At 60.0% G+C, this 24,869-nt stretch carries 21 protein-coding genes, 1 other RNA gene and 1 pseudogene; 5 read left to right on the plus strand and 18 right to left on the minus strand.

What is annotated here, in order from left to right; all coding sequences use genetic code 11:
• Positions 1–5 precede the first annotated feature (5 nt).
• From AB7M29_RS29320 to AB7M29_RS29330, 3 genes and pseudogenes are all read left to right on the plus strand, one after another.
• A pseudogene (locus tag AB7M29_RS29320) lies at positions 6–719 on the plus strand (heavy metal sensor histidine kinase); the annotation flags it as partial.
• Between the two features lie 38 nt (positions 720–757).
• Positions 758–937: a hypothetical protein gene (locus AB7M29_RS29325; protein ID WP_217854442.1), complete on the plus strand. Its 180-nt coding sequence runs from the start codon at positions 758–760 to the stop codon at positions 935–937.
• Between the two features lie 318 nt (positions 938–1,255).
• Positions 1,256–2,749, plus strand: coding sequence for a sensor domain-containing diguanylate cyclase (locus AB7M29_RS29330; protein ID WP_217854443.1), 1,494 nt, complete (start codon positions 1,256–1,258; stop codon positions 2,747–2,749).
• Positions 2,750–2,924: 175 nt separating this feature from the next.
• Here the strand turns inward: AB7M29_RS29330 and lpxC are convergent, their stop codons facing one another.
• The 18 genes from lpxC to rsmI all read right to left on the minus strand — a co-directional run bounded on the left by lpxC (position 2,925) and on the right by rsmI (position 22,431).
• A complete protein-coding gene (gene lpxC, locus AB7M29_RS29335; protein ID WP_007939852.1) occupies positions 2,925–3,836 on the minus strand; it encodes a UDP-3-O-acyl-N-acetylglucosamine deacetylase in 912 nt (303 codons plus the stop codon).
• A gap of 112 nt (positions 3,837–3,948) precedes the next feature.
• Positions 3,949–5,142, minus strand: a complete 1,194-nt coding sequence (gene ftsZ / locus AB7M29_RS29340) for a cell division protein FtsZ (RefSeq protein ID WP_007904318.1) — start codon at positions 5,140–5,142, stop codon at positions 3,949–3,951.
• Between the two features lie 67 nt (positions 5,143–5,209).
• Positions 5,210–6,469, minus strand: coding sequence for a cell division protein FtsA (ftsA, locus tag AB7M29_RS29345; protein WP_007904319.1), 1,260 nt, complete (start codon positions 6,467–6,469; stop codon positions 5,210–5,212).
• A gap of 15 nt (positions 6,470–6,484) precedes the next feature.
• Positions 6,485–7,351: a cell division protein FtsQ/DivIB gene (locus AB7M29_RS29350; protein WP_052966282.1), complete on the minus strand. Its 867-nt coding sequence runs from the start codon at positions 7,349–7,351 to the stop codon at positions 6,485–6,487.
• A 4-nt stretch (positions 7,352–7,355) separates the two neighbouring features.
• Positions 7,356–8,336, minus strand: coding sequence for a D-alanine--D-alanine ligase (locus AB7M29_RS29355; protein WP_052966283.1), 981 nt, complete (start codon positions 8,334–8,336; stop codon positions 7,356–7,358).
• Entirely contained in the window at positions 8,333–9,793 is a 1,461-nt protein-coding gene (gene murC, locus AB7M29_RS29360; RefSeq protein WP_123719473.1) for a UDP-N-acetylmuramate--L-alanine ligase, read from the minus strand. Before murC ends, AB7M29_RS29355 begins: the two co-directional genes overlap by 4 nt.
• Complete coding sequence (gene murG / locus AB7M29_RS29365) at positions 9,786–10,856, minus strand: undecaprenyldiphospho-muramoylpentapeptide beta-N-acetylglucosaminyltransferase (protein ID WP_050681759.1); 1,071 nt, start codon at positions 10,854–10,856, stop codon at positions 9,786–9,788. The genes murC and murG overlap by 8 nt, the downstream gene beginning before the upstream one ends.
• Complete coding sequence (gene ftsW / locus AB7M29_RS29370) at positions 10,846–12,063, minus strand: putative lipid II flippase FtsW (RefSeq protein WP_217854444.1); 1,218 nt, start codon at positions 12,061–12,063, stop codon at positions 10,846–10,848. The genes murG and ftsW overlap by 11 nt, the downstream gene beginning before the upstream one ends.
• Positions 12,060–13,406, minus strand: coding sequence for a UDP-N-acetylmuramoyl-L-alanine--D-glutamate ligase (gene murD, locus AB7M29_RS29375; RefSeq protein ID WP_454248571.1), 1,347 nt, complete (start codon positions 13,404–13,406; stop codon positions 12,060–12,062). Before murD ends, ftsW begins: the two co-directional genes overlap by 4 nt.
• Before the next feature lie 5 nt (positions 13,407–13,411).
• Positions 13,412–14,494 carry a phospho-N-acetylmuramoyl-pentapeptide-transferase gene (gene mraY, locus AB7M29_RS29380; RefSeq protein ID WP_007904350.1) on the minus strand — a complete coding sequence of 361 codons (1,083 nt, stop codon included), beginning with the start codon at positions 14,492–14,494 and terminating at the stop codon, positions 13,412–13,414.
• Positions 14,494–15,861, minus strand: coding sequence for a UDP-N-acetylmuramoyl-tripeptide--D-alanyl-D-alanine ligase (locus AB7M29_RS29385; protein WP_454248572.1), 1,368 nt, complete (start codon positions 15,859–15,861; stop codon positions 14,494–14,496). Before AB7M29_RS29385 ends, mraY begins: the two co-directional genes overlap by 1 nt.
• Positions 15,854–17,317, minus strand: coding sequence for a UDP-N-acetylmuramoyl-L-alanyl-D-glutamate--2,6-diaminopimelate ligase (locus AB7M29_RS29390; RefSeq protein WP_217854447.1), 1,464 nt, complete (start codon positions 17,315–17,317; stop codon positions 15,854–15,856). The genes AB7M29_RS29385 and AB7M29_RS29390 overlap by 8 nt, the downstream gene beginning before the upstream one ends.
• On the minus strand, positions 17,317–19,056 hold the full coding sequence (locus AB7M29_RS29395) for a peptidoglycan D,D-transpeptidase FtsI family protein (RefSeq protein WP_177319036.1): 1,740 nt from the start codon (positions 19,054–19,056) through the stop codon (positions 17,317–17,319). The genes AB7M29_RS29390 and AB7M29_RS29395 overlap by 1 nt, the downstream gene beginning before the upstream one ends.
• Complete coding sequence (ftsL, locus tag AB7M29_RS29400) at positions 19,056–19,349, minus strand: cell division protein FtsL (protein ID WP_038981628.1); 294 nt, start codon at positions 19,347–19,349, stop codon at positions 19,056–19,058. Before ftsL ends, AB7M29_RS29395 begins: the two co-directional genes overlap by 1 nt.
• Positions 19,346–20,293: a 16S rRNA (cytosine(1402)-N(4))-methyltransferase RsmH gene (gene rsmH / locus AB7M29_RS29405; RefSeq protein ID WP_052966291.1), complete on the minus strand. Its 948-nt coding sequence runs from the start codon at positions 20,291–20,293 to the stop codon at positions 19,346–19,348. Before rsmH ends, ftsL begins: the two co-directional genes overlap by 4 nt.
• The gene (gene mraZ / locus AB7M29_RS29410) at positions 20,290–20,745 is read right to left on the minus strand and encodes a division/cell wall cluster transcriptional repressor MraZ (RefSeq protein ID WP_003205355.1); all 456 of its coding nucleotides are present in this window, start codon (positions 20,743–20,745) and stop codon (positions 20,290–20,292) included. Before mraZ ends, rsmH begins: the two co-directional genes overlap by 4 nt.
• 353 nt (positions 20,746–21,098) lie before the next feature.
• Positions 21,099–21,452: RNase P RNA component class A (gene rnpB / locus AB7M29_RS29415), an RNA gene on the minus strand.
• Positions 21,453–21,525: 73 nt separating this feature from the next.
• The gene (rsmI, locus tag AB7M29_RS29420) at positions 21,526–22,431 is read right to left on the minus strand and encodes a 16S rRNA (cytidine(1402)-2'-O)-methyltransferase (RefSeq protein WP_448725180.1); all 906 of its coding nucleotides are present in this window, start codon (positions 22,429–22,431) and stop codon (positions 21,526–21,528) included.
• Positions 22,432–22,598: 167 nt separating this feature from the next.
• Between rsmI and AB7M29_RS29425 the strand changes: the two genes are divergently transcribed.
• Together AB7M29_RS29425 and AB7M29_RS29430 are read left to right on the plus strand one after the other, a co-directional pair.
• Positions 22,599–24,410 carry a penicillin-binding protein activator gene (locus tag AB7M29_RS29425; protein WP_217854449.1) on the plus strand — a complete coding sequence of 604 codons (1,812 nt, stop codon included), beginning with the start codon at positions 22,599–22,601 and terminating at the stop codon, positions 24,408–24,410.
• Complete coding sequence (locus AB7M29_RS29430) at positions 24,410–24,772, plus strand: YraN family protein (RefSeq protein WP_007904371.1); 363 nt, start codon at positions 24,410–24,412, stop codon at positions 24,770–24,772. Before AB7M29_RS29425 ends, AB7M29_RS29430 begins: the two co-directional genes overlap by 1 nt.
• Positions 24,773–24,869 lie beyond the last annotated feature (97 nt).

Genomic DNA, 24,869 nt, shown 5'->3' on the forward strand with positions numbered 1-24,869 from the left:
GGGGTCAGTTCGTCAGCTCGTTCAACGCCACTCTGGAACGGGTCGCACAGGCCTATTCGCGCCTGGAATCGTTCAACGCCGACGTGGCCCATGAACTGCGCTCGCCCCTGACCAACCTGATCGGCCAGACCCAGGCTGCGCTGACCCGTGGGCGTTCGGCCGAACACTATTTTGAAGTGCTGTAATCGAACCTCGAAGAACTCGAGCGGCTGCGCTCGATCATCAACGACATGCTGTTCCTCGCCAGCGCCGACCAGGGCAGCAAGGCCACTAAACTGACGTCCACCTCATTGGCCGACGAAGTGGCGACGACGTTGGAGTATCTGGATTTCATTCTTGAGGATGCGCAGGTTCAGGTCGAGGTCAGTGGCGATGCGCAGGTACGAATCGAGATCGCCCATCTGCGCCGGGCGTTGATCAACTTGCTGAGCAACGCGGTGCAGCACACCGAGCCCGGGCAAGTGATTCAGGTACGGATCGAAGTCGAAGAGCATCAGGTCAGCATCGGCGTCGCCAACCCGGGATCGCCGATTGCCAATGAGCATCTGCCGCGATTGTTCGAGCGCTTCTACCGGGTCGATGCGTCGAGCAGCAACAGTGGCAACAACCACGGTCTGGGGTTGGCAATCGTCAAGGCGTTTGCGCTGATGCATGGCGGGGATGTGTTTGTGCGCAGTGATCATGGGATGAATACGTTCGGGATTCATCTACCGGTCTGACAGACCTCAAAAGATCGCAGCCTTCGGCAGCTCCTTGTATGTCTTCCCTGTTTCTGTCCCCGTTCGCCATGGCTGAAGAGTCGCAGACATTCGTTGCGCAAAACGCGGTGCGAGCCAAGGCTTACGAACAGTATCAAAGCGAACTGACGGCCAAGGCCCAGGAAGCTGCGCAAACCCCTCAAGCATCGAGCACTCAAGCCCAGCCACGGGTTGATTAAGACAGCTGACTTTTACGTATCGCTCTGTTTCCCTCGACACTTTTCATCGGCTCTTCCCTTTGAAAAGTTGTTTTCAAAGCCGCTGCTATCAGCGGCTTTTTTTTGTTGTGGTGTTGAACCTGCTCCGTCGGTTTTCGGTAATTGTCGACGACCCGATGAATGTCTTCTAAGCTTCAATTAGCAAAAGGCCAGCATGTTTTGCTGGCCTTTTTTTTATCCGGCATTTATATAGGCGCTCTGGACGCGACCGGTTTCTGGGACTCTGCCCGATTCTTGTAAAAGAACTTTCATAACGCCTTATTTGCAGAAGTCAGAACCATGAGTGTGAGCAGTGCGAAATCTCAACATCCGATCCGTTCGACACGATCGGAGCGGCTTCTGGTTCTCGGCAGTTTGTTGTTGGTGATTGCGATACTCAGCATCGTGACCTTTCTGCTGATCCGTGAACGCGCCAATGCCGAATTGTCCGCTGCTCGCGCCGCCAACAATATCGTGCAATTGATCGACGCCGACGTGCTGCGCAATGTCGAACTCTATGATGTGTCCCTGCTGGGTTTGATCGCTGCCTCCCAGCGAGAAGACCTCAAGAGCGTTTCTCCAGCCATTCGCCATCTGGCCTATTTCGACCGCGCCACCGCCGCGCCGTACAAGGGCAACATTTTGTTGCTCGACAACAAGGGCGATGTGATCGCCGACTCGGCCTCGGTGGAGCCCAGGCAGGGTAACTATGCCGATCGCGAATACTTTCAGTCTCACGTGAATAACCCAGACCCGGGCATGTTCATCAGTCCCCCCTTCCGAGCCAGGTCCCCCGAACAGGATTGGCGGATCAGTTTCAGCCGACGGGTGAACGGCTCCCAGGGTGAGTTCCTGGGCGTGGCCGAAGCTGCCATGCGGTTGAGTTACTTCGATCAGTTGTTCAACAGCTTGAACATCGGTCGTGATAGCACGGTCAATCTGATCAGCAAGGATGGGACTCTTCTGGCTCAGCAACCACGCCTTGCCGAAGAGCTGATCGGCAAGAACTTCAGTAACCGCCCCAATTTCCAGCGCATCGTCAAAGAAGGCAACGGCAGCTTCACAAGCATGTCCGATCGATACCAGGCCAAGCGTTTGTACACCTTCTCCAAGGTCGGGAACTTGCCGTTGATCGTCATCGTTGCGCTCTCGAGCGAGGAAGTCTTTGCGGCCTGGAAGCGCACTGCGGTGGTGGTCAGCTTTGCGACCATTGCCCTCTGCGTGAGCCTGTTGTGGTTGACCTGGTTGCTCTGCCGGGAATTGCGTCGGCGCCAAAGTGCCGAGCAGGAATTGGCGCAACTGGCCGCCACCGATCCCCTGACCGGTCTGGCCAACCGTCGAAGCCTGGATCAGGCCCTGCGCCATGAATGGTTCCGCGCCCAACGCTCCGGTCTGCCACTGTCGTTGTTGATGATTGATGTCGATCACTTCAAGGCGTTCAACGATCGCCATGGCCACCAAGGCGGCGACGATGCCTTGCGCTGGGTGGCCAAGGTGATCAGCACTCATGTTCGACGGCCCGCGGACCTGGTCGCCCGTTACGGTGGCGAGGAGTTTTCGGTGATCCTGGCTGAAACCGACAGCGCCGGCGCGCAACAGATTGCCGACAACATCCGCGCAGCGGTGGAGCAGTTGCCGTTGGTGGGGAGTGATACGTCGCCGATTACTGTCAGTATTGGTATCAGCACTTGGACGACGGCGTCCGACATCAGCTTGGAGCAGTTGCTGTTTGCGGCGGACAAGGCGCTGTATCAGGCCAAGGAAAGTGGGCGGAATCGGGTGGTTGCCGACTGACCATTTGTAGTGGATCTACTGGCCTCTTCGCGAGCAAGCCCGCTCCCACATGGGTACGCGGTCTACTGTGGGAGCGGGCTTGCTCGCGAAGGGGTCAGCCCAGACGCCACAAAAAACCGGATCATAAAAAAAGGCCACCCGAAGGTAGCCTTTAAAAACTAGAGAGGTTTTTTGCTTACACGGCCGCAACAGGACGCATGTAAGAGATCGGTGCAGTGCTGGCGTCTTCGAAAGTCACGACTTCCCAAGCATCTGTCTGCTCAATCAACTTGCGCAGCAGCTGGTTGTTCAATGCATGTCCGGACTTGAAGCCCTTGAACTCACCAATCAGGCTATTGCCCAGCAGGTAGAGGTCACCAATTGCATCGAGGATCTTGTGCTTCACGAATTCGTCTTCATAGCGAAGGCCGTCTTCGTTCAGTACACCATCCGCGTCGACCACAATAGCGTTTTCAACGCTGCCGCCGAGTGCGAGGTTGTGCTTGCGCAGGTACTCGATATCACTCATGAAACCAAAGGTACGGGCGCGGCTGACTTCTTTTACGAACGAAGTGCTGGAAAAATCCACGCTTGCACTTTGTGTGCGGTCACGGAAAACCGGGTGATCGAAATCGATCTCGAAGCTCACTTTGAAACCTTCAAAAGGGACGAAAGTGGCGCGCTTGTCGCCGTCTTCCACTGTCACTTCCCGCAGGATCCGGATGAACTTCTTGGCGGCGTCCTGCTCTTCCAGGCCGGCCGATTGAATCAGGAATACGAAGGGTCCAGCGCTACCATCCATGATCGGGACTTCGGACGCGGAGAGCTCGACGTAGGCGTTATCGATGCCCAGGCCAGCCATGGCCGAGAGCAGGTGCTCCACCGTGTCCACTTTGACGTCACCGTTAACAAGCGTGGTCGACATAGTGGTTTCGCCAACGTTTTCCGCGCGGGCAGGAATCTGCACCACAGGGTCGAGGTCAGCACGACAAAACACAATGCCGGTGTCGACGGGCGCTGGCTTGAGGGTCAGGTAGACCTTCTCCCCGGAGTGCAGGCCGACACCTGTGGCACGGATAATATTCTTCAGGGTGCGTTGTTTTATCATGGCATGGGCCGCTTCAGCGCAAATTGCGAACTGGTATCAACAAAGGCTGGCGATGATAGCAGACCAGACCTTTGCTGAACACCAATCACCCTAATACCCCTGATACATTTCATCAATCGGCCTGACGACGCAGGAAAGCCGGGATGTCCAGGTAGTCCAAGTCATCTTGCGGGTTCATCTTCGCGGCAGTCGCAGCACCGGCCTGAGCCTGGTTGCGCATGACGGTCGGACGGTCCAGGTCACGGTAGTTCACCGCAGGCTGTTCCTGACGAACAGGGGCTTGTTGTTGTGGCTGGGAAGCCATCGAGGTGTGAACGGTATTGTCGATGACCTTCACAGGCTTCTCGATTTTAGCGCCTAAACCGGTGGCAACAACAGTCACGTGCAGCTCGTCGCGCATGTCCGGATCGATAACGGTACCGACCTTGACCATCGCGTGCTCGGAAGCGAAGGCTTCAATGATGCTACCCACGTCGGAGTACTCACCCAGGGACAGGTCAGGACCGGCGGTGATGTTCACCAGGATGCCGCGTGCGCCTTGCAGGTTCACGTCTTCGAGCAACGGGTTGCGAATGGCCGCTTCGGTGGCCTCGCGTGCACGGTTCGGACCGCTGGCGCAGCCAGTGCCCATCATCGCCATGCCCATTTCGCTCATCACGGTACGCACGTCGGCAAAGTCGACGTTGATCATGCCCGGACGCTTGATGATGTCGGAGATACCGCGAACGGCACCGGCCAGTACATCGTCGGCCTTGGCGAAAGCCGACAGCAGGCTCGCGTCTTTACCGAGGATGGTCAGCAGCTTCTCGTTGGGAATGGTGATCAACGAGTCGACGCTTTCAGACAGCAGACGAATACCTTCGTCGGCGATCTGCATACGCTTGCGACCTTCGAACGGGAACGGACGGGTCACCACCGCAACGGTGAGGATCCCCATTTCCTTGGCCACTTCGGCAATGATCGGCGCAGCACCGGTACCGGTACCACCGCCCATGCCGGTTGTGATGAACACCATATTGGTGCCCTGCAGGACTTCGGCAATGCGCTCGCGGTCTTCGAGAGCGGCCTGACGACCTACTTCAGGGTTGGCGCCGGCGCCCAGGCCTTTGGTCACGCCGGTGCCCAGTTGCAGGATGGTCCGCGCGCCGATACTTTTCAGCGCTTGGGCATCAGTGTTGGCGCAGATGAATTCAACGCCTTCAATGTTGCTCTTGACCATGTGATTGACAGCGTTGCCGCCGCCACCGCCAACACCGATAACTTTAATTACCGGGCTTGCGGGGATGTTGTCTACGAGTTCGAACATTTTCCCTCTCCTTACATTCTCTAGTTTTTTCGCCTACTGCTGTTTGAAGCGGTGTTGCGGTAAAGCTTTAGAAATTGCCTTGCACCCAGCTCTTGAAGCGATCGAGCAAGGCAACTTTCGGTTCGTCATTGCTGTAGCTGTCGCGGCTGCCGATGCCCGAGAACGAAATCCCGTCGGACTGCTTCTGCAGGCCGTACATCAACAGGCCAACGCCGGTGGAATAAATCGGGTTGCGGACCACGTCGTCCAGGCCCTTGACACCATGCGGCACGCCCAGGCGAACCGGCATGTGGAAGATCTCTTCGGCCAGTTCCACCGCGCCTTCCATCTTCGACGTACCGCCGGTCAGCACGATGCCGGCCGGGATCAGGTCTTCGTAGCCGCTGCGACGCAGTTCGGCCTGGATCAGGGTGAACAGCTCGTCGTAACGCGGCTCGACCACTTCGGCCAGGGCCTGACGGGACAGCTCGCGCGGTGGACGGTCGCCGACGCTCGGCACCTTGATGGTTTCACCGGCACCGGCCAGTTTGGCCAGGGCGCAGGCGTAGCGAATCTTGATTTCTTCGGCGTACTGGGTCGGGGTGCGCAGCGCCATGGCGATGTCGTTGGTCACCTGATCGCCCGCAATCGGGATCACCGCGGTGTGACGGATCGCGCCTTCGGTGAAGATCGCGATGTCGGTGGTACCGCCGCCGATGTCCACCAGGCAAACGCCCAGCTCTTTCTCGTCGTCGGTCAGGACCGAGTAGGCCGAGGCCAGTTGCTCGAGAATGATGTCGTCGATTTCCAGACCGCAGCGGCGCACGCATTTTTCAATGTTCTGTGCGGCGTTGACGGCGCAGGTGACCACGTGAACCTTGGCTTCCAGACGCACGCCCGACATGCCCAGCGGCTCGCGAACGCCTTCCTGGTTATCGATCACGTAATCCTGCGGCAGGGTGTGCAGCACACGCTGGTCAGCCGGGATCGCCACAGCCTGGGCGGCGTCGAGGACGCGCTCAAGGTCGGCGGAGCTGACTTCGCGATCACGAATCGCCACGATGCCGTGGGAATTCAGGCTGCGGATGTGATTGCCGGCCACGCCGACGAACGCCGAGTGGATCCGGCAACCGGCCATCAGCTGCGCTTCTTCGATCGCGCGCTGGATCGACTGGACGGTGGACTCGATGTTCACCACTACGCCTTTTTTCAGGCCGCGGGACGGATGAGTACCGATTCCGACGATTTCGAGCGTGCCGTCGTCCGAGACCTCGCCTACCAGCGCCACCACCTTGGAGGTGCCGATATCGAGACCGACGATCATTTTGCCGCTTTGCACGTTTGCCATGGGTCCTGCCTCTTCTTAATTCTTCGCGACAGCGGGTTGGGCTGTCGTGGGCGCTACAGGTTCCCGCCAGCCAACAGCGAGGCCGTTGGCGTAGCGCAGATCGATGCGCGCAATGTTCGTAATCTGCTCTTTGAGCGTCTTGTCATAGATGGCAATGAAGCGGCGCATCTTTTCCACCAGCTTGCCGCGTCCCAGCAGCAGTTCGATTCCCGGGCCCGCGCTGCCGGCGCCGGTGGTCAGGAACCAACTGCCTCGTTCACGCAGTTCCAGGCGTGCAATCGAGAAGCCCAATGGCCTGAGCATCTGGCTCAGCACCTGGTATTGCTGCATCACTTGCTGCTGGGCCCGCTGTGGGCCGAACAGCTGTGGCAAGTGTTCGTAGTTCGCCAGCTCACGCGGGGTGAACGCCTGCCCCTGGTTGTTCAACAGCGATTCGTCGCCCCAACGGGCCACCGGCAGCTGTTCTTCCAGACGAATCACTACTTGATCCGGCCATACCCTGCGCACTTCGGCGTGGGCAATCCATGGCATCGTTTCAAGCTCGGTACGCATACTCTCCAGGTCGATGGTGAAGAAGCTCGACGCCACGTAGGGGGCGATTCGCTGCTGCACCGCTTGCTGGCTGATGTAACTCAAGTCGCCCTGCACCGCGACCTTGGTGATCGGCCGGTCGGCGTACGGCAGCAAACGCTGTGCGCCTTCATAAGTGCCGAACCCCAACGCAACCAGCAGCACGGGCCAGAACAGGCTTTTCAGAAAACCAAAGTTGGCTTTCGGCAGGCGCGCGGACATCGGCTCTTTGGCAACCATTCGGCTGGCACCCCGCGGCACCGGCTTGCGGCCGGGTGCGGAGGGCTGATGACGTAGCTGAGCGCCTTGCATGGTCTTAACCTCGCGGCTCGTTATTGCCAGCAGCATTACCGGCAACGCTAGCGGCCAAAATCGCCAGAACCAGTTGCTGGAAATCCAGGCCAGCGGCACGGGCAGCCATCGGCACCAGACTGTGATCGGTCATGCCCGGTGCGGTATTGACTTCCAGGAACCAGAACTGCCCGTCGGCGTCCTGCATCACGTCTGCCCTGCCCCAACCGGCGATACCCAGCGCCTCACAGGCTTTGGCCGTGAGGTCCATGAGTTCTTTTTCTTTGTTGCTGTCCAGGCCACACGGGATCCGGTACTGGGTATCGGAAGCCACGTACTTGGCGTCGTAGTCGTAGAAACTGTGCGTCGTGCCCAAGGCAATCGGTGGCAACACCTGGTCACGCAGGGTGGCGATGGTGAACTCCGGACCTTGAATCCATTGCTCGACCAACACTTGCGAATCGTAGGTACTGGCCGCTTTCCACGCGTCGATCAATTCAGACGCGGAGGTCACTTTGGCCATCCCGATACTGGAACCTTCATGGGCCGGTTTGACGATCAAAGGGAAGCCCAGTTCCGTGGCCGCCGAAATACAATCGGCCTCGCAGCTCAGTACCGCATGGCGTGGCGTCGGAATACCAAGGCTGTGCCAGACCTGTTTGGTGCGCAGTTTGTCCATGGCCAGTGCCGAGGCCAGAATGCCGCTGCCGGTGTATGGAATGCCCAGGCATTCGAGCAAACCCTGCATGCTGCCGTCTTCACCGCCACGACCGTGGAGGATGATGAAGGCGCGGTCGATTTTTTCGTTCAGCAGACGCTGCAGCAGGTCATCGCCCACATCAAGACCGAAGGCGTCCACACCGGCGCTTTGCAGTGCTTCGAGCACCGCGTTACCGGACTTCAGGGAGACCTCACGCTCGGCACTCTTGCCGCCGAACAGTACGGCGACACGGCCGAAATCTTTCGGCGCGACAGTGGAGACGAGGTTGGCGTAAGCAGCAGTCATTTCAACTTCCCCACGCTTGGCGCGGCAACCGCGCCAGCGAACAACGGACTATTCAACAGTTTCGGTGCGAGACCGCCGATATCACCGGCGCCCTGGCACAACAGAATGTCGCCGGCACGCAGCAGCGGCTTGACGATCGGTGCGAGGTCGATGCCGCGCTCGATGTAGATCGGGTCGAGCTGACCGCGCTGGCGAATGCTGTTGCACAGCTTGCGGCTGTCAGCGCCCGGGATCGGCTCTTCGCCGGCCGGATAGACTTCCATCAGCAGCAGCACGTTGGCGTCGGCCAGCACATTGACGAAATCGTCGTACAGATCTCGGGTGCGGCTGTAACGGTGCGGCTGGTAAACCATCACCAGACGGCGCTCCGGCCAGCCACCGCGCACGGCTTTGATCACGGCCGCGACTTCGGTCGGGTGGTGACCGTAGTCGTCCACCAGCATCACGTTGCCGCCTTCAACCGGCAGTTCGCCGTACACCTGGAAGCGGCGACCGACACCCTGGAACCCGGACAGGCCCTGGACGATCGCTTCATCGCTGACGCCTTCGTCGGTGGCGATGCAAATGGTCGCCAGCGCGTTCAGCACGTTGTGGTTGCCCGGCATGTTCACCGAGACATCCAGCGGCTCACGATCCGGGCGCAGCACGGTAAAGAAGGTCTGCATGCCCTGTTGACGCACATTGATGGCGCGCACGTCGGCATCGTCGCCAAAGCCATAAGTGACCGTCGGACGTTTCACCTGCGGGAGGATTTCACGCACCACCGGATCGTCCAGGCACACCACGGCCAGACCATAGAACGGCAGGTTGTGCAGGAACTCGACGAAGGTTTTCTTCAGTTTGTTGAAGTCGCCGTCGTAGGTCGCCATGTGGTCGGCGTCGATGTTGGTGACCACAGCCACCAGCGGCTGCAAGTGCAGGAAGCTGGCATCGCTTTCGTCGGCTTCGGCAATCAGGTAACGGCTGGTGCCGAGCTGGGCATTGGTGCCCGCGGCATTCAGACGACCACCGATGACGAACGTCGGGTCCAGGCCACCGGCGGCGAACACCGAAGCGATCAGGCTGGTGGTGGTGGTTTTGCCATGGGTACCGGCGACGGCGATACCGTGACGGTAGCGCATCAGTTCGGCCAGCATCTCGGCACGCGGCACCACCGGAATCCGGCGCTCCAGGGCCGTGGCCACTTCCGGGTTGGAAGTGTTCACGGCGCTGGAGGTGACCAGCACATCGGCGTTCGCGGTGTTCTCGGCACGGTGGCCGATATAGATGTGGGCACCGAAGGATTCCAGGCGCTCAGTCACCGGCGATGCTTTGAGGTCGGAACCGGATACTTCATAGCCCAGGTTCAGCAACACTTCGGCAATGCCGCACATGCCCACGCCGCCGATACCGACGAAGTGGATGCGACGGATCCGGCGCATTTCCGGGTGCGGCATGGCTTTCTTGTTCTCAACCATGGGCCACCTCCAGGCAGGTATCGACCACGTTACGAGTGGCATCGGGTTTGGCCAGGCGGCGTGCCGCGGTGGCCATGTCGTTGAGTCGTTGCGGTTGCATCAAGACCTCTGTCAGGCGAGCGGCAAGATCCGCTGCGCCAGTCGTTCTTTGCGGCATCAGGAAGGCAGCGCCTTCACGGGCCAAATAATCGGCGTTGCGGGTCTGGTGATCGTCGATCGCGTGGGGCAAAGGCACCAGCATCGAGGGCAGACCGGCAGCCGCCAGTTCACTGATGGTCAATGCGCCTGCGCGGCACACCACCAGGTCGGCCCAGCCATAGGCTTGGGCCATGTCTTTGATGAAAGGCTGCACTTGCGCCTCGACGCCAGCTGCGCGATAGCGCTCTGCAGTCACTTCATCGTGGTTTTTGCCGGCCTGATGAAACACGTCCGGGCGCAGGTCGGGGGCGACTTGCGACAGGGCTTCAGGCAGCAACTTGTTCAACGGCTCTGCGCCCAGGCTTCCGCCCAGGATCAGCAAACGCGCCTTGCGACCGGCCAGGGCAGGTCGCGGTGTTTCGAGGAACAGCTCGGTGCGCACCGGGTTACCGGTGGTGCGACGGCTGCTCGACAGGGTAAAGGTGTCAGGGAACGCTTCACAGACTCGGGCGGCCAACGGCACCAGCAACCGATTGGCGGTACCTGCCACAGCGTTCTGCTCATGAACAATCACTGGCACGCCGGCCAGTTTGGCTGCAACGCCGCCGGGGCCGGTCACGTAACCACCGAAGCCGACCACACACACCGGCCGCAACTGACGAATAATCGCCCGCGCCTGCCAGATCGACTTGAGCAACATGAACGGTGCCTTGAGCAGGGACAATTTGCCCTTGCCGCGCAAACCGCTGGCGTTGATCCGATGCAATTCAAGACCGGCCGCCGGCACCAGATCGTTTTCGATCCCGCGCGGCGTGCCGAGCCAGTGCACGGTGTAACCGCGGGCCTGGAACTCTCGAGCGCAGGCCAACGCCGGGAACACGTGGCCCCCAGTGCCGCCAGCCATGATCAATACGTTAGCGCCCATGGTTCGGCTCCTCGGCGAAGTCGCTCTCATGGAACTCCATCTCTTCACTGCCCAAGTGGGTTCGACTCTCCCACTCGATGCGCAGCAACAAGCCAAGACAGGCACAGCAGATCACCAACGAACTGCCGCCATAACTGAGGAATGGCAGGGTCAGACCCTTGGTTGGCAGCAGGCCGACGTTCACCCCGATGTTGATCAGGAACTGACCAATCCACAGGAACGACAAGCCGTACGCGATGTAGGCGGCGAAAAATTGCTTAGCCTTCTCCGCCCAATAACCGATGTACATGCCACGAATACAGACAAAGACGAACAGCGCTACGGTGCACAAAGAACCCACAGCACCCAGCTCTTCGGCCAGGACCGAGAACACGAAGTCAGTGTGGGCTTCCGGCAGGTAGAACTGTTTCTGCACGCTGTTGCCCAGGCCAACGCCCAGCCATTCGCCGCGACCGAAAGCGATCAAGGCTTGAGACAACTGATAGCCAGCGCCGAACTGGTCGGCCCACGGATCCGCAAAGTTGGTCAGTCGCGCCATTCGATACGGCTGCATTTGAATCAACAACACCACCGCACCGACAGCCAGGACGACCATCAAGGAAAAACGGAACAGCCCGACCCCGCCGAGGAACAGCATCGCCGCCGCAGCCCCCATCATCACGACGGTGGCACCGAAGTCCGGTTCCATCAGCAACAGACCCGCCATCGGCAGCAGAACGATGAACGGCTTGAAGAAGCCCATCCAGCTTTCACGCACTTCTTTCTGGCGACGCACCAGATAACCGGCGAGGTAGATCACCACGAATACCTTGGCGATCTCGGAAGGCTGGACGTTGAAGAAACTGAAGCCGATCCAGCGCATCGAACCGTTCACTTCACGACCGATCCCGGGGATTATCACCAGCACCAGCAAACCGAACGCACCAATCAGCATCAGCCAGCCCAGGCGTTGCCAGGTAGCGATCGGAATCATCATGGTAACGATGCAGGCACCAAGGCCCAGCACCACGTAGATAAGGTGGCGAATCATGTAATACAGGGCACTGCCCGACTGCACCGCCGCCACTTCGGTCGATGCCGACGCAATCATCACCAGCCCCAGGCCCAACAGCGCCAGGCAACCGGCGAGCATCGGGAAGTCGAGGTCGATGCCGCGCCCGGTGATGATCGGCGACGGATACGGCTTGATGATATTCAGGAGGCTCATGCCAAGTCCTCCACCGCGCGGACGAACTGGTGACCGCGATCTTCGTAGTTCTTGAACATGTCGAAACTGGCGCAGGCCGGCGACAGCAGCACCGCGTCGCCCGGTTCGGCGATGGCGCGGCATTGCGCGACAGCTTCGTCCAGCGAGTTGACGCGAATCAGTGGTACGCCATCGCCGATGGCCTGGGCGATCAACTCGGAATCCCGGCCCATCAGCACCACGGCACGGCAGTTGGCCGCGACCGGATCACGCAGGTCCTTGAACTCGGCACCCTTGCCATCGCCACCGGCGATCAGCACGAGTTTGCCGTCGATGTCTGCCCCCAGACCTTCGATGGCGGCCAGTGCGGCGCCGACGTTAGTGGCTTTGGAATCGTTGTAGTAGCTCACGCCGTTCAGGTCGCGAACCCATTGGCAGCGATGCTCGAGGCCGGCGAAGGTGCGCAGGCTCGAGAGCATGGCGTCGAACGGCAGCCCCACGGCGTGGCCCAGCGCCAAGGCCGCCAGGGCGTTGGACTGGTTATGCGCGCCACGAATTTTCAACTCGCGCACTGGCATCAGGTTCTGGAATTCGAAGGCTAGGTATTTCTCGCCATTCTCTTCCCGGATACCAAAGGCCTTGAAGTCGGGTTTGCTCAAACCGAAGGTCCAGCACGGTTGGCCTTCGCCCATCAGCGGACGGCTCAGGGCGTCCTGACGGTTGACCACAAATTGCTTGGCGCCCCGGAAGATCCGGTGCTTGGCCAAGTGATAAGCCGGCAGACCGCTGTAGCGGTCCATGTGGTCTTCGCTGATGTTGAGCACGGTTGCCACTTCGGCACCGAGGTGATCGGTGGTTTCGAGCTGGAAGCTCGACAGTTCCATCACGTACAGCTCGACATCGTCGCTGAGCAAATCCAGCGCCGGCGTACCAAGGTTGCCGCCGACGGCAACACGTTTGCCGGCCGCAGCCGCCATCTCGCCGACCAGGGTGGTGACAGTGCTTTTGGCGTTGGAACCGCTGATGGCGACAATCGGCGCCTTCGCGTTACGCGCGAACAGCTCGATGTCGCCGGACAACTTCACGCCACGGGCGGCGGCAGCCTGCAGGGCCGGGGTCGCCGGCGCCAGGCCGGGGCTCACGTAGAGCTCGTCGGCACGGCACAGGAATTCGACATCCAGCTCGCCACAACGCACTTCCACGTGCGGATAGTCACGCTTGAGCGTGGCCAGTTCCGGTGGATTTTCCCGCGTATCGGCGACAGCAAACGACACGCCCCGGTTCGCCAGGAAGCGAACCAGGGACATGCCGCTCTTGCCGAGGCCGACAACGATGCGGAAGTGGTCAGAAGCGATCAGAGACACTCGTTCTACCTCAGCTTCAGGGTGGCAAGGCCGACCAGTACCAGAATCACGGTGATGATCCAGAAACGGACGATCACACGCGGCTCGGGCCAGCCCTTGAGTTCAAAGTGGTGGTGTATCGGTGCCATGCGGAATACACGGCGACCGGTCAACTTAAAGGAGGCAACCTGGATGACAACCGACAGGGTCTCCATCACGAACACGCCGCCCATGATGAACAGGACGATTTCCTGACGGACGATCACCGCGATGGTGCCCAAGGCCGCGCCCAGCGCCAGTGCGCCGACGTCGCCCATGAATACTTGGGCCGGATAGGTGTTGAACCAGAGGAACCCCAGGCCCGCGCCGATCAGCGCGCCGCAGAACACGATCAACTCACCCGCGCCCGGTACGTAAGGAATCAGCAGGTATTCAGCGAACTTCACGTTACCCGACAGGTAGCAGAAGATCCCCAAGCCGCCGCCGACCATCACGGTAGGCATGATCGCCAGACCGTCGAGGCCATCGGTCAGGTTGACCGCGTTGCTCGAGCCGACAATCACGAAATAGGTCAGGACGATGAAGCCCGCGCCCAGCGGAATGCTGTAGTCCTTGAGCATCGGCAGGATCAGGGTGGTTTCTACCGGCGTCGCGGCAGTCATATAAAGGAAGATCGCCGCGCCCAGGCCGAACACCGACTGCCAGAAATACTTCCAGCGGCTCGGAAGGCCGCGGGAGTTTTTCTCGATGACTTTGCGGTAATCGTCGACCCAGCCGATGGCGCCGAACAGCAGGGTCACCAACAACACCACCCAAACGTAACGGTTGGCCAGGTCAGCCCAGAGCAAGGTGCTAACGCCGATGGACGAAAGAATCAGCGCACCGCCCATGGTCGGGGTGCCGGATTTGGACAGGTGCGATTGCGGGCCGTCGTTACGAACGGATTGACCGATCTGACGGTTCTGCAAGGTGCGGATCATCCACGGGCCATAGCACAGCGACAAGACCAGCGCAGTCAGCACACCGAGAATCCCGCGCAGGGTCAGGTACTGAAAGACCGCGAAGCCTTTGTAGAACTGTTGCAGATACTCCGCTAGCAGCAGCAGCATTAATGTTTCTCCAGACGGGTCCCGCACAAAGCGGCGACGATGTTTTCCATCGCGGCGCTGCGCGAGCCCTTGATCAATATGGTGGTGTTTGTGTCCTGCTCGGCTTCCAGGGCCTTGATCAGCTCAGCCTGTGTGCTGAAGTGAAAAGCCTGCTCGCCGAAAGCGTTTACGGCGTGGGTCATCATTGGCCCGACCGCGTAAAGCGCGGAAACCTTGCCGCGGGCGTACTCGCCCACATCGCGGTGCCCCTGCTCCGCCCAATCGCCCAACTCGCCGATATCTCCGAGCACCAAAACGGTGCGACCGGAAAAGCCGGCGAGTATATCAACGGCGGCGCACATGGAGGTGGGGTTTGCGTTGTATGAATCATCGATCACGCGCATGCCGTTGGTCGCCAATTGCGCGACGGTGCGGCCCTTGACCGGTTGCACCGCGCCGAGACCGGTGGCGATGCCGAACAGCGACACGCCCAAGGCATGGGCTGCAGCGGCGGCGGCCATGGCATTGGCGACGTTATGGGTGCCGAGCAGGTTCAGCTGAACCCGTTCCACACCTTCAGGGCTGTGCAGATTGAACGCCGGGCAACCGCGGGCATCGCGGTCCAGATCGCTGGCGTAGAAGTCGGCGCTGATATTGCTCAGGGCAAACGTCAGCACTTTGCGACCGGCGGCTCGGGTTTTCCAGATTTCAAAAGCCTTATCGTCAAGATTCAGCACGGCGACGCCATCGGCATCCAGCCCTTCAAGAATCTCGCCCTTGGCTTCAACGATTTTTTCCGGCCCGCCGAACTCGCCGACGTGGGCGGTCCCGGCGTTGTTGATGACAGCCACGTGGGGCTTGGTCATGCCGACGGTGTAAGCGATTTCGCCGAGCCGCGAAGCGCCGAGTTCGATCACGGCAGCGATGTGTTCCGGTGCCAGTTCGAGCAGGGTCAGCGGAGCGCCCAGGTCATTGTTCAGGTTGCCACGGGTCGCCAGCACCGGACCGCGCGTGCGCAGGATGCTCGCGAGCATTTCCTTGACCGTGGTCTTGCCGCTGGAACCGGTGATGGCCACCACCGGCTGAGTGAATGCCGCACGGTTCATCGCGCCCAATTGGCCGAGGGCCTGGCGGGTGTCCTTGACCAGCAGTTGCGGCAGCGCGCTGTCGGCGACTTCGCGCTCGACCAAGGCACCCACGGCACCTTTGGCGGCGACATCATTGAGGTAGTCATGACCATCGAAACGCGGGCCGGCCAGAGCAATAAACAACTGGCCGGGCGTGATCGCACGGCTGTCGATGCTAACGCCGTCGAAGCTGGCGTCGCTGGCAATCAGACGGCCATTCAACGCGCTGGTCAGTTCGCTCAGTTTCAAGGCTTTAAGCATGGGCCACCTCCCACGCGGTCAGGGCGTGATCGGCCTCGACCAGATCGGAGAAAGCGTGGCGCTCGCCGTTGATTTCCTGATAGTCCTCGTGACCTTTACCGGCCAGGACAACCACATCATCCGCCGAAGCACTGCCGATCAATTGGGCAATCGCCTGGCCACGGCCGGCGACGAAGGCAACTTTATCCACAGCGGTGAAACCGGCGCGGATGTCGTCGAAAATCACGGTAGGGTCTTCGGTGCGTGGATTGTCATCGGTGACCAGTACGCCATCGGCCAGACGCTCGACCACTTCCGCCATCAGCGGACGCTTGCCGCGATCGCGATCACCACCGCAACCGAACAGGCACAGCAACCGCCCTTTGGCGTGAGGACGCAGGGCCATCAAGACTTTCTCCAGCGCATCCGGTGTGTGGGCGTAATCGACCACCACCAACGGCTGAGTACCGCCGCCCAGGCGCTGCATGCGACCGGCCGGGCCTTCGAGTTTCGGCAGCACTTTGAGGATTTCGTCCAGCGCGTAGTCCAGCCCGAGCAAGGCGCCGATCGCGGCCAACACGTTGCTCAAGTTGAAACGACCGAGCAAGGTGCTGCGCAAATGGTGCTCGCCTTGCGGCGTGACCAGCGTGGCGCGCACGCCTTCGTCGTCGAACTGCGCTTCGCGGCAATACAGGTAGGCGCTGGAATCTTCCAGGCTGTAAGTGATCAATCGCGACTCGCCTTTATCGGCAGCCAGTTGCCGACCGAAATCGTCGTCCAGGTTGACCACCCGGCACTTCAGATCATTCCAGGCAAACAACTTGGCCTTGGTTTCGCCATAAACCTGCATGGTGCCGTGGTAATCCAGATGATCGCGCGACAGGTTGGTCATCACCGCCACATCGAACGCCAACGCAGTCACGCGGCCCTGATCCAGGCCGTGGGAAGAGACTTCCATGGCCACGGCTTTGGCGCCGGCCTTTTTCAGGTCGGCGAGGGTCGCTTGCACCGCAATCGGGTTCGGTGTGGTGTGCAGACCGCTTTCCAGCGCGCCGTAAAAACCGGAGCCCAGGGTGCCGACGATGCCGCAGTGCTGACCAAGCAGGTCGAGCGCTTGGGCAACCAATTGGGTCACGCTGGTTTTACCGTTGGTGCCGGTCACGCCGATCAGGTTCAAATGACGGCTCGGGTCGCCATAAAAGCGCCCGGCGATGTCCGACAGCTGCGCCGCCAGGCCTTTGACCGGAATCAATGGCACGTCGGTAATCGGCAGCACGGTCGCGCCTTCGACTTCATAAGCCACGGCAGCAGCGCCGCGTTGCAAGGCGTCGGCGATGTGCGCACGCCCGTCGAACTTGCCACCAGGAACCGCGAGAAACAGATCGCCTGCCCGTACGTTGCGGCTGTCCAGCGCCAATTCGCGGATCAACAGATCGCGGCCGGCGTGGGCGAAAATCTTGTTCAGGCTCAGCGACATCAGCCGCGCCCTCCATTAGCTTTCAGCGGAACAACCGGTGCGGCGTTCGCTTGTTGAGTGGCAGGCAAATTGTCCGGGGTGATGTTCATCAGACGGAGGGTCCCGGACATCACTTTACTGAACACCGGCGCCGATACCAGACCACCGAAGTAACCGGCCTTGGTCGGTTCATCGATCACCACCACGATTGCGTAGCGCGGATCGCTCATCGGGCCGAAGCCGGCGAACAGAGAGCGGTAGGAATTCTCGGCGTAGCCCTTGGTGCCGACCGACGTTTTACGTGCAGTACCCGACTTGCCGCCCACGTGATACGCCGGCACCTGCGCACGGAATACACCGCGCGGGGCTTCGATCACTTGTTGCAGCATGGTTTGCATGGTTTTCGCGACGGCTTCCGGCAATACCTGTGTGGTTTGCGGCGCCTTGTCGGTTTTGATCAGGGTCAGCGGCGCGAGGCGACCATTGTTGGCCAGGGCCGAGAAGGCGTGGACCAATTGGATCGCGGTCACGGAAATACCGTAGCCATAGGACAGCGTCGCAGTTTCAGCTTTGCGCCATTCGCGGTAGTTCGGCAGGTTGCCGACGCGCTCGCCCGGGAAGCCGAGACCGGTGTCCTGGCCGAGGCCGACTTTTTGCGCCAGGCGGAAAATCGTTTCGCCGCCAATATCGAACGCGACCTTACTCATGCCGACGTTACTGGAATTGATCAGGATACCGGTCAGGTCGAGTACCGGGCCTTCACTCTTGGATACGTCCTTGATGGTGTACTTACCAATCTGCAAGGTACCTGGATACACCTCGACGGTATCGGTCGGCTTCCAGCGCCCGGTTTCAATCGCGGCGCTCATGGAAATCGCCTTCATGGTCGAACCTGGTTCGAAGACGTCGATCATCGCACGGTTACGCATCATCGCCGGCTGCAGGTTGCGACGGTTGTTCGGGTTGTAGGTCGGCTGGTTGACCATGGCCAGGATCTCGCCGGTCTTCACGTCCATGATCACCAGGCTGCCAGCCTTGGCGCCGTTCTCGATGATCGCGTTGCGCAGTTCACGGTTGGCCAGGTATTGCAGACGCAGGTCAATGGACAACGCCAAGGGCTTGCCGGCCTTGGCGTTTTTGGTGACCTGGACATCTTTGATCAGCCGGCCGCGCCGGTCCTTGATCACTTGTCGTTTGCCGGGGACGCCAGCCAGCCATTCGTCGTAGGCCAGCTCGACGCCTTCGCGCCCGTGGTCATCGATGTCGGTAAAGCCGACCATGTGGGCGGTGACTTCACCGGCCGGGTAGAAACGCCGGAACTCTTCGATGCCATAAACGCCCGGCACTTTCAGATCGAGCACAGCCTGGCCTTGCTCGGGGGTCAGCCCGCGCACCAGATAAATGAATTCTTTATTGGCCTGGGCTTCGAGACGTTCTGCCAGGGCTTTCGGGTCCTGCCCCAAGGCAGCCGCCAGTGCCGGCCACTTCTCTTTGGCCGTTTGCATTTCCTTGGCGTTGGCCCACAGGGTGGTGACCGGGGTACTCACGGCCAACGGCTCGCCGTTACGGTCGGTAATCAGACCACGGTGAGCCGGAATTGGAATATGACGAACACTGCGCGCATCGCCCTGACCTTTAAGGAAGGCACGGTCGACCACTTGCAAATCGATGATGCGCCAGGCAATCGCCGCCACCATGATGCCGAGCAACCCGACCACCAGACGGAACCGCCAGGGAAAGAGCGCGCCTTCGAGTTTCATCATGGCGCCACCATCTGCACTTCAGCGGCACCGGGAATGCGCATCTTCAGCTGCTCGGTGGCCAGGACTTCGATACGGCTATGGGCGGTCCAGGTGCTCTGCTCGAGAATCAACCGGCCCCACTCCGCCTGCGCCTTGTCGCGCACACTCAATTCGCCGTACAGAGAATTCAGCAGCTGACGGTTCCAGTGCGCGCTATAGGACACGCCGATGGCCGACACCAGCACGCCGACAAACAGCAGCAGCATGAAAAAGCTTCCGCCGGGAAGTGGCTTGGCGAAAAGCTTGCTCACCGCAACTTCTCCGCGACACGCATGATGGCGCTACGGGAACGTGGGTTGGCTTTGAGTTCGGCCTCGGAGGCGGACTGCGCTTTGCCATGGATTTTGATTTTCGGTTCGAAAGCGACGTGACGGACCGGCAGGTTGCGCGGCAGGTTGTCGGCTTCGCCTTTCACCAGTTTGCGCATGAACAGTTTGACGATGCGGTCTTCCAGCGAGTGGAAGCTGATGACGACCAGACGGCCGCCCACTTCCAGGCATTCCAGCGCGGCTTCGAGGCCGGCTTCCAGATCGCCCAGTTCGTTGTTGACGTGAATACGCAGGCCCTGGAATGCACGGGTGGCCGGGTTCTTGCCCTTTTCCCATGCCGGGTTGGCGACTTTCAGCACTTCAGCCAGATCGCCAGTGCGCTCGAACGGCTTGATGTCGCGACGCTCGGCCACGGCACGGGCCATGCGACCGGAGAAACGTTCTTCGCCGTATTGCTTGAACACCCGGGCGATTTCTTCCACTGGCGCGGTGTTGACGAACTCGGCGGCGCTGATCCCGCGGGACGGGTCCATGCGCATGTCCAACGGACCGTCATTGAGAAAACTGAAACCGCGCTCCGGGTCGTCGAGTTGCGGCGAAGACACGCCGAGGTCGAGCAGAACGCCGCTGACCTTGCCGGCCAGACCGCGTTCTGCGACTTCCGAACCGAGCTCGGCAAAGCTGCGCTGCACAACGACAAAGCGGCCGTCTTCGGCCGCTAGCGTTTGCCCGGTGGCAATCGCTTGAGGATCTTTGTCGAATCCGAGCAACCGGCCATCAGGCCCGAGCTGGCTGAGGATCAACCGACTGTGCCCGCCACGTCCGAACGTACCGTCCAGATAGCAGCCATCAGGACGTACGGCGAGAGCCTCGACGGCTTCGTCAAGCAGTACGGTGATGTGGTTAAAGCCGCTATCAATAGTCACAGGATTAAATCACGCAGTTCATCAGGCATAGCGCCCGGTTGTTGAATAGCAGCCAGGTCAGCGGCAGAAACCGCATTCCAGGCATCCTCGTCCCACAATTGGAACTTGTTCAGTTGGCCTACCAACATTGCGCGCTTATCCAACTTGGCATATTCGCGAAGACGTGGCGGAACCAGAAAACGACCACTGCCATCGAGCTCGAGGTCGACGGCATTACCAATCAGTAAACGTTGCAGGCGGCGGTTCTCTTCGCGAAGCGAAGGCAGTGCGCGCAGTTTGGTTTCGATAATTTCCCACTCATCGAGGGGATAAACACACAAACACGGATCAACGGCATCGATGGTGACGATTAATTGACCGGAACTACGCGAAACCAGCTCGTCACGGTACCGGCTCGGCATTGCGAGACGGCCCTTTGCATCGAGACTGATAGCGTTAGCTCCGCGAAACACGTCAGCGTTTCTCCAAATATTAGCGTTTTACGCTCAAAAAACCCACTTCATGCCACTTTCCGCCACTTGCGCACACTATAGGAATGCGCCCACCACACCGTCAAGGCGCGGATTAAAGGAAAAGCCTTACAGAACGGAGATTTAGGAGCGTAAAAGGAGGGTTAACGAGAATCTGACGGATGAATTCGCTCAATAACTTGAATCAGCACAGAAGGCTGCGTTCAGAAGTTAAAGTAGTTTGTTAAGAGTAAGATTTTTTCGGTATTACAAAAGCGCTTCTGCTATTGATTCAGCAGGGAGGGAAATTGCCATTACACACATCGCTGCCAATGACTCGGCAGAGAGGAAAAAAGGTGGAGAGTCGATCTGTAAGCCGGGTTCTGTCTTGAACAGTCATTCGTCTACGATGGCCATCACTGGACATCTTTAGCAACCTACCCGGTCCCAGCGCGGGCCACGCCTTGGGACCCTATTTGGTCTTGCTCCAAGTGGGGTTTACCTAGCCACGAACTGTTGCCAGACGTGCGGTGCGCTCTTACCGCACCTTTTCACCCTTACCGGCGCCGAAGCGCTTAGGCGGTTATTTTCTGTGGCACTTTCCGTAGGCTCACGCCTCCCAGGCATTACCTGGCACTTCGCCCTATGGAGCCCGGACTTTCCTCCCCCCCCTAATTTTCATAGAGGGCAGCGACTGTCCGATCGACTCTCCGCCGCGAAGATTAACGGCAGAGCGGCCGAAGAACAAGCGCTAAAAGCCTCTGGCCGGCGCTGCATGTCGGTTTACTCGCCCTTCTGTTTATCCAGCGCGACCTGATAGAGCACATTCTTGCGTTCGCCGGTAATTTGCGCGGCCAATGCCGCCGCACGCTTGAGCGGCATCTCTTCGAGTAACAGATTGAGGATACGCATGGCTTCACTGCTGACAGCGTCTTCGGTCTCAGGGGCAGACCAACCCGCCACCAGCACCACACACTCGCCACGCTGCTGATTACTGTCCGATTCGACGAACTCGCGCAACTCAGCCAACGGCAAGCCTTTAAGGGTTTCGAAGGTCTTGGTCAGCTCACGAGCCAGCAACGCCGGACGCTCGGCACCGAATACCAGCTCCATGTCTTGCAGGCATTCGAGGATGCGGTGCGGTGCTTCATAGAAAATCAGCGTGCGCGGTTCTTCTTTCACGAGTTCCAGACGAGCACGTCGGCCGACAGCCTTGGCCGGCAAAAAACCTTCGAAGATGAAACGGTCGGACGGCAGCCCCGCCGCCGACAACGCTGCAATTAATGCACATGCACCCGGAACCGGCACCACATTGATTCCCGCGGCACGGGCCTGACGCACGAGGTGATAACCCGGATCGGAAATCAGCGGCGTCCCGGCGTCGGAAATCAACGCCACATCGTCGCCCGCCAGCAGACGCGTGATAAAGCGGTTACCCTCCTCCCGCTCGTTGTGCTCATGGCAGGCCGCCAGCGGCGTAGGAATACCGAAATGCTGCATCAATCGCTGGGAATGGCGAGTATCTTCGGCCGCGATCAAGGCGACCTCGCGCAGGATCTTCAGCGCACGCGCACTGATATCGTCCAGGTTGCCGATGGGCGTCGCCACCACATAAAGCGAGCCAGCAGCGGAATTCAAAGCACCTGGAGCAGTCAAAGCGCACACCTCATGATCGGTAAAAGGCGACATTGTAGCGCGTGCGATACGCCTTGCCCTCCCCGGGTTTTCCAGCCTTTTGTGCAGAGCTGCAACATTTGCACGAGCTAAATTGATCGATTCACGCCAGTAACATCGCGCCCCGGCCAGTGCTTGGGTACAATTCCACGCTAATTTGATCGAGTATCAGGAACACTTACATGATCGCTTGCCTGCGGCTGCTCACTGCCCTCTGCCTCGCTGCCTTGCTGGCGGCTTGCGCCAGCTCGCCCTCTTCCAGCCTTGGCGAACTTCCACGGACCCCGGACGCCAGTATCGAGCAACTGCTCGAACAGGCCACTAAAAGCAAAGATCCGGAAAAAGCCGCCCTATTGCGCTTGAGCGCAGCAGACCTGGCTTATCGTCAGGGCAATGCCGGCCAGTCCGCGCAAATCCTGCAACAGGTCCCGGTGGAACAACTCAAGCCTGGCCAACAAGTCTTCGCCAGCACCCTGGCGGCTGAACTGGCCATGGCCCGCAATCAGCCCAAAGCGGCGCTGACTGCCCTGAGCCATCCGAGCCTGCAACGTCTGGGCGAACTGCCCGTCGAACAACAAGTTCGCACCGGCACCGTACATGCCCGCGCCCTTGAGGCCGACGGCCAGACCCTGGCCGCCGCACGGGAGCGCATCTTTATTGCCCCGATGCTTGAAGGTGAAGCAGCCAGCAAAAACCACGAAGCGATCTGGACCTTGATCGCTTCGCTGCCGACCGATCAATTGCAGCCGACTACCGACGACGACCTCGGCGGCTGGATACGTCTGGCGCTGGCAGTGAAAACAGCCGGCACCCTGGAACAGCAGCAAGCGGCGATCGACAACTGGCGCGAAAAGAATCCAAAGCACCCGGCTGCCATCCAGCTGCCGCTGCCACTGACCAAACTCAAGGAGCTGGCCAGCCAGCCCCTGAGCAAGATCGCCCTGCTGCTGCCGCAAGACGGCCCACTGGGTTCGGTTGGCAGAGCACTACGCGAAGGCTTCATGGCCGCTCACTACCAGGCGCAACAAGCCGGGCAGAAGCCGCCAGCCATCGAGTTCTATGACAGCTCGCGCCTGACCTCCCTCGACGAGTTCTATCGCAAGGCCCAGGCTGATGGCGTGCAACTGGTAGTCGGCCCGCTGGAGAAGCCGCTGGTCAAACAGCTCAGCGCACGCCCACAACTGCCGATCACCACCCTGGCGCTGAACTACAGCGAAGGCGAACAAGGTCCGGCCCAACTGTTTCAGTTCGGCCTTGCTGCTGAAGATGAAGCCCGCGAAGTGTCCCGTCGTGCGCGCGCCGATGGCCTGCACCGCGCCGCCATCATGGTGCCGAAAGGCGAATGGGGTGATCGCGTACTCCGGGCGTTCAGCCAGGACTGGCAAGCCAACGGTGGCAGCATCGTCGCCACCGAACGCGTCGACCAGCCAGTGCAACTGGCCCAGCAGATTGCCGACATGTTCCAGCTGCGCCAGAGCGAAGGCCGCGCCAAGAGCCTGCAAAGCACCGTTGGCTCGCAGGTTGCCGCACAACCTTCGCGTCGCCAGGACATCGAGTTCATCTTCCTGGCCGCGACGCCGCAACAGGCTCAGCAGATCAAACCGACCCTGAACTTCCAGTACGCGGGTGACGTGCCGGTTTATGCCACCTCCCACGTGTTCAGCGCCAGCGGCGATCAGAACCAGTACAACGACATGAACGGTATTCGCTTCTGCGAAACCCCATGGTTGCTGGATGCCAACGACCCGCTGCGTAAACAAGTCACTGCACAATGGCCACAAGCCGGTGGCAGCCTGGGCCGCCTGTATGCGATGGGCGTTGACGCCTATCGTCTGGCACCGCGCCTGGGGCAACTCAAGGCCTTGCCGGACAGCCGCATCCAGGGTCAATCGGGCAGCCTGGGCATGACTCAGAATCAACGGGTCGAGCGTCAGTTGCCATGGGCAGAGTTCACCAACGGTCAGATTCAACGCCTGCCGGATACCTCGCGCTGATGCCTGACAGGTCACGCCAGCAAAGCGGTAAAGATGCCGAGCGTCATGCGCTCGAGCATCTTCAACAACAAGGTCTGCGCCTGCTGGCGCAGAACTGGTTGTGTAAACGCGGCGAGCTTGATCTGGTCATGCTTGATGGCGATACAGTAGTATTCGTCGAAGTCCGCTACAGAAAAAACACCCAATGGGGTGGCGCGCTCGATAGCATCGATGGGCGCAAACGGCAGAAACTGATTTTCGCCGCGCAGTATTTTCTTCAGCGCGAGTCGCGTTGGGCCAATTCCCCCTGCCGCTTCGACGTGGTTGCCATCGACAGCAACCTTGATCAGTTGAACTGGTTGCAGAATGCCTTCGACAGCTGATCGCGTGCGCCCCGAACCGGACACCTTCACCCAACACTTTTGCTCTTTGCTTTGCGGGCTGCACATTCATGTGCCGAGTAGCCGCGCTAATTAAGGT

The organism is Pseudomonas sp. F-14 TE3623 (genome assembly GCF_053629015.1).

Excerpts from the sequence above, each read along its gene's own strand:
- AB7M29_RS29325 (WP_217854442.1), top strand. The coding sequence starts at position 758 with ATGTCTTCCCTGTTTCTGTCCCCGTTCGCCATGGCTGAAGAGTCGCAG.
- AB7M29_RS29330 (WP_217854443.1), top strand. The coding sequence starts at position 1,256 with ATGAGTGTGAGCAGTGCGAAATCTCAACATCCGATCCGTTCGACACGA.
- lpxC (WP_007939852.1), bottom strand. The coding sequence starts at position 3,836 with ATGATAAAACAACGCACCCTGAAGAATATTATCCGTGCCACAGGTGTC.
- ftsZ (WP_007904318.1), bottom strand. The coding sequence starts at position 5,142 with ATGTTCGAACTCGTAGACAACATCCCCGCAAGCCCGGTAATTAAAGTT.
- ftsA (WP_007904319.1), bottom strand. The coding sequence starts at position 6,469 with ATGGCAAACGTGCAAAGCGGCAAAATGATCGTCGGTCTCGATATCGGC.
- AB7M29_RS29350 (WP_052966282.1), bottom strand. The coding sequence starts at position 7,351 with ATGCAAGGCGCTCAGCTACGTCATCAGCCCTCCGCACCCGGCCGCAAG.
- AB7M29_RS29355 (WP_052966283.1), bottom strand. The coding sequence starts at position 8,336 with ATGACTGCTGCTTACGCCAACCTCGTCTCCACTGTCGCGCCGAAAGAT.
- murC (WP_123719473.1), bottom strand. The coding sequence starts at position 9,793 with ATGGTTGAGAACAAGAAAGCCATGCCGCACCCGGAAATGCGCCGGATC.
- murG (WP_050681759.1), bottom strand. The coding sequence starts at position 10,856 with ATGGGCGCTAACGTATTGATCATGGCTGGCGGCACTGGGGGCCACGTG.
- ftsW (WP_217854444.1), bottom strand. The coding sequence starts at position 12,063 with ATGAGCCTCCTGAATATCATCAAGCCGTATCCGTCGCCGATCATCACC.
- mraY (WP_007904350.1), bottom strand. The coding sequence starts at position 14,494 with ATGCTGCTGCTGCTAGCGGAGTATCTGCAACAGTTCTACAAAGGCTTC.
- AB7M29_RS29385 (WP_454248572.1), bottom strand. The coding sequence starts at position 15,861 with ATGCTTAAAGCCTTGAAACTGAGCGAACTGACCAGCGCGTTGAATGGC.
- AB7M29_RS29390 (WP_217854447.1), bottom strand. The coding sequence starts at position 17,317 with ATGTCGCTGAGCCTGAACAAGATTTTCGCCCACGCCGGCCGCGATCTG.
- AB7M29_RS29395 (WP_177319036.1), bottom strand. The coding sequence starts at position 19,056 with ATGAAACTCGAAGGCGCGCTCTTTCCCTGGCGGTTCCGTCTGGTGGTC.
- rsmI (WP_448725180.1), bottom strand. The coding sequence starts at position 22,431 with ATGTCGCCTTTTACCGATCATGAGGTGTGCGCTTTGACTGCTCCAGGT.
- AB7M29_RS29425 (WP_217854449.1), top strand. The coding sequence starts at position 22,599 with ATGATCGCTTGCCTGCGGCTGCTCACTGCCCTCTGCCTCGCTGCCTTG.
- AB7M29_RS29430 (WP_007904371.1), top strand. The coding sequence starts at position 24,410 with ATGCCTGACAGGTCACGCCAGCAAAGCGGTAAAGATGCCGAGCGTCAT.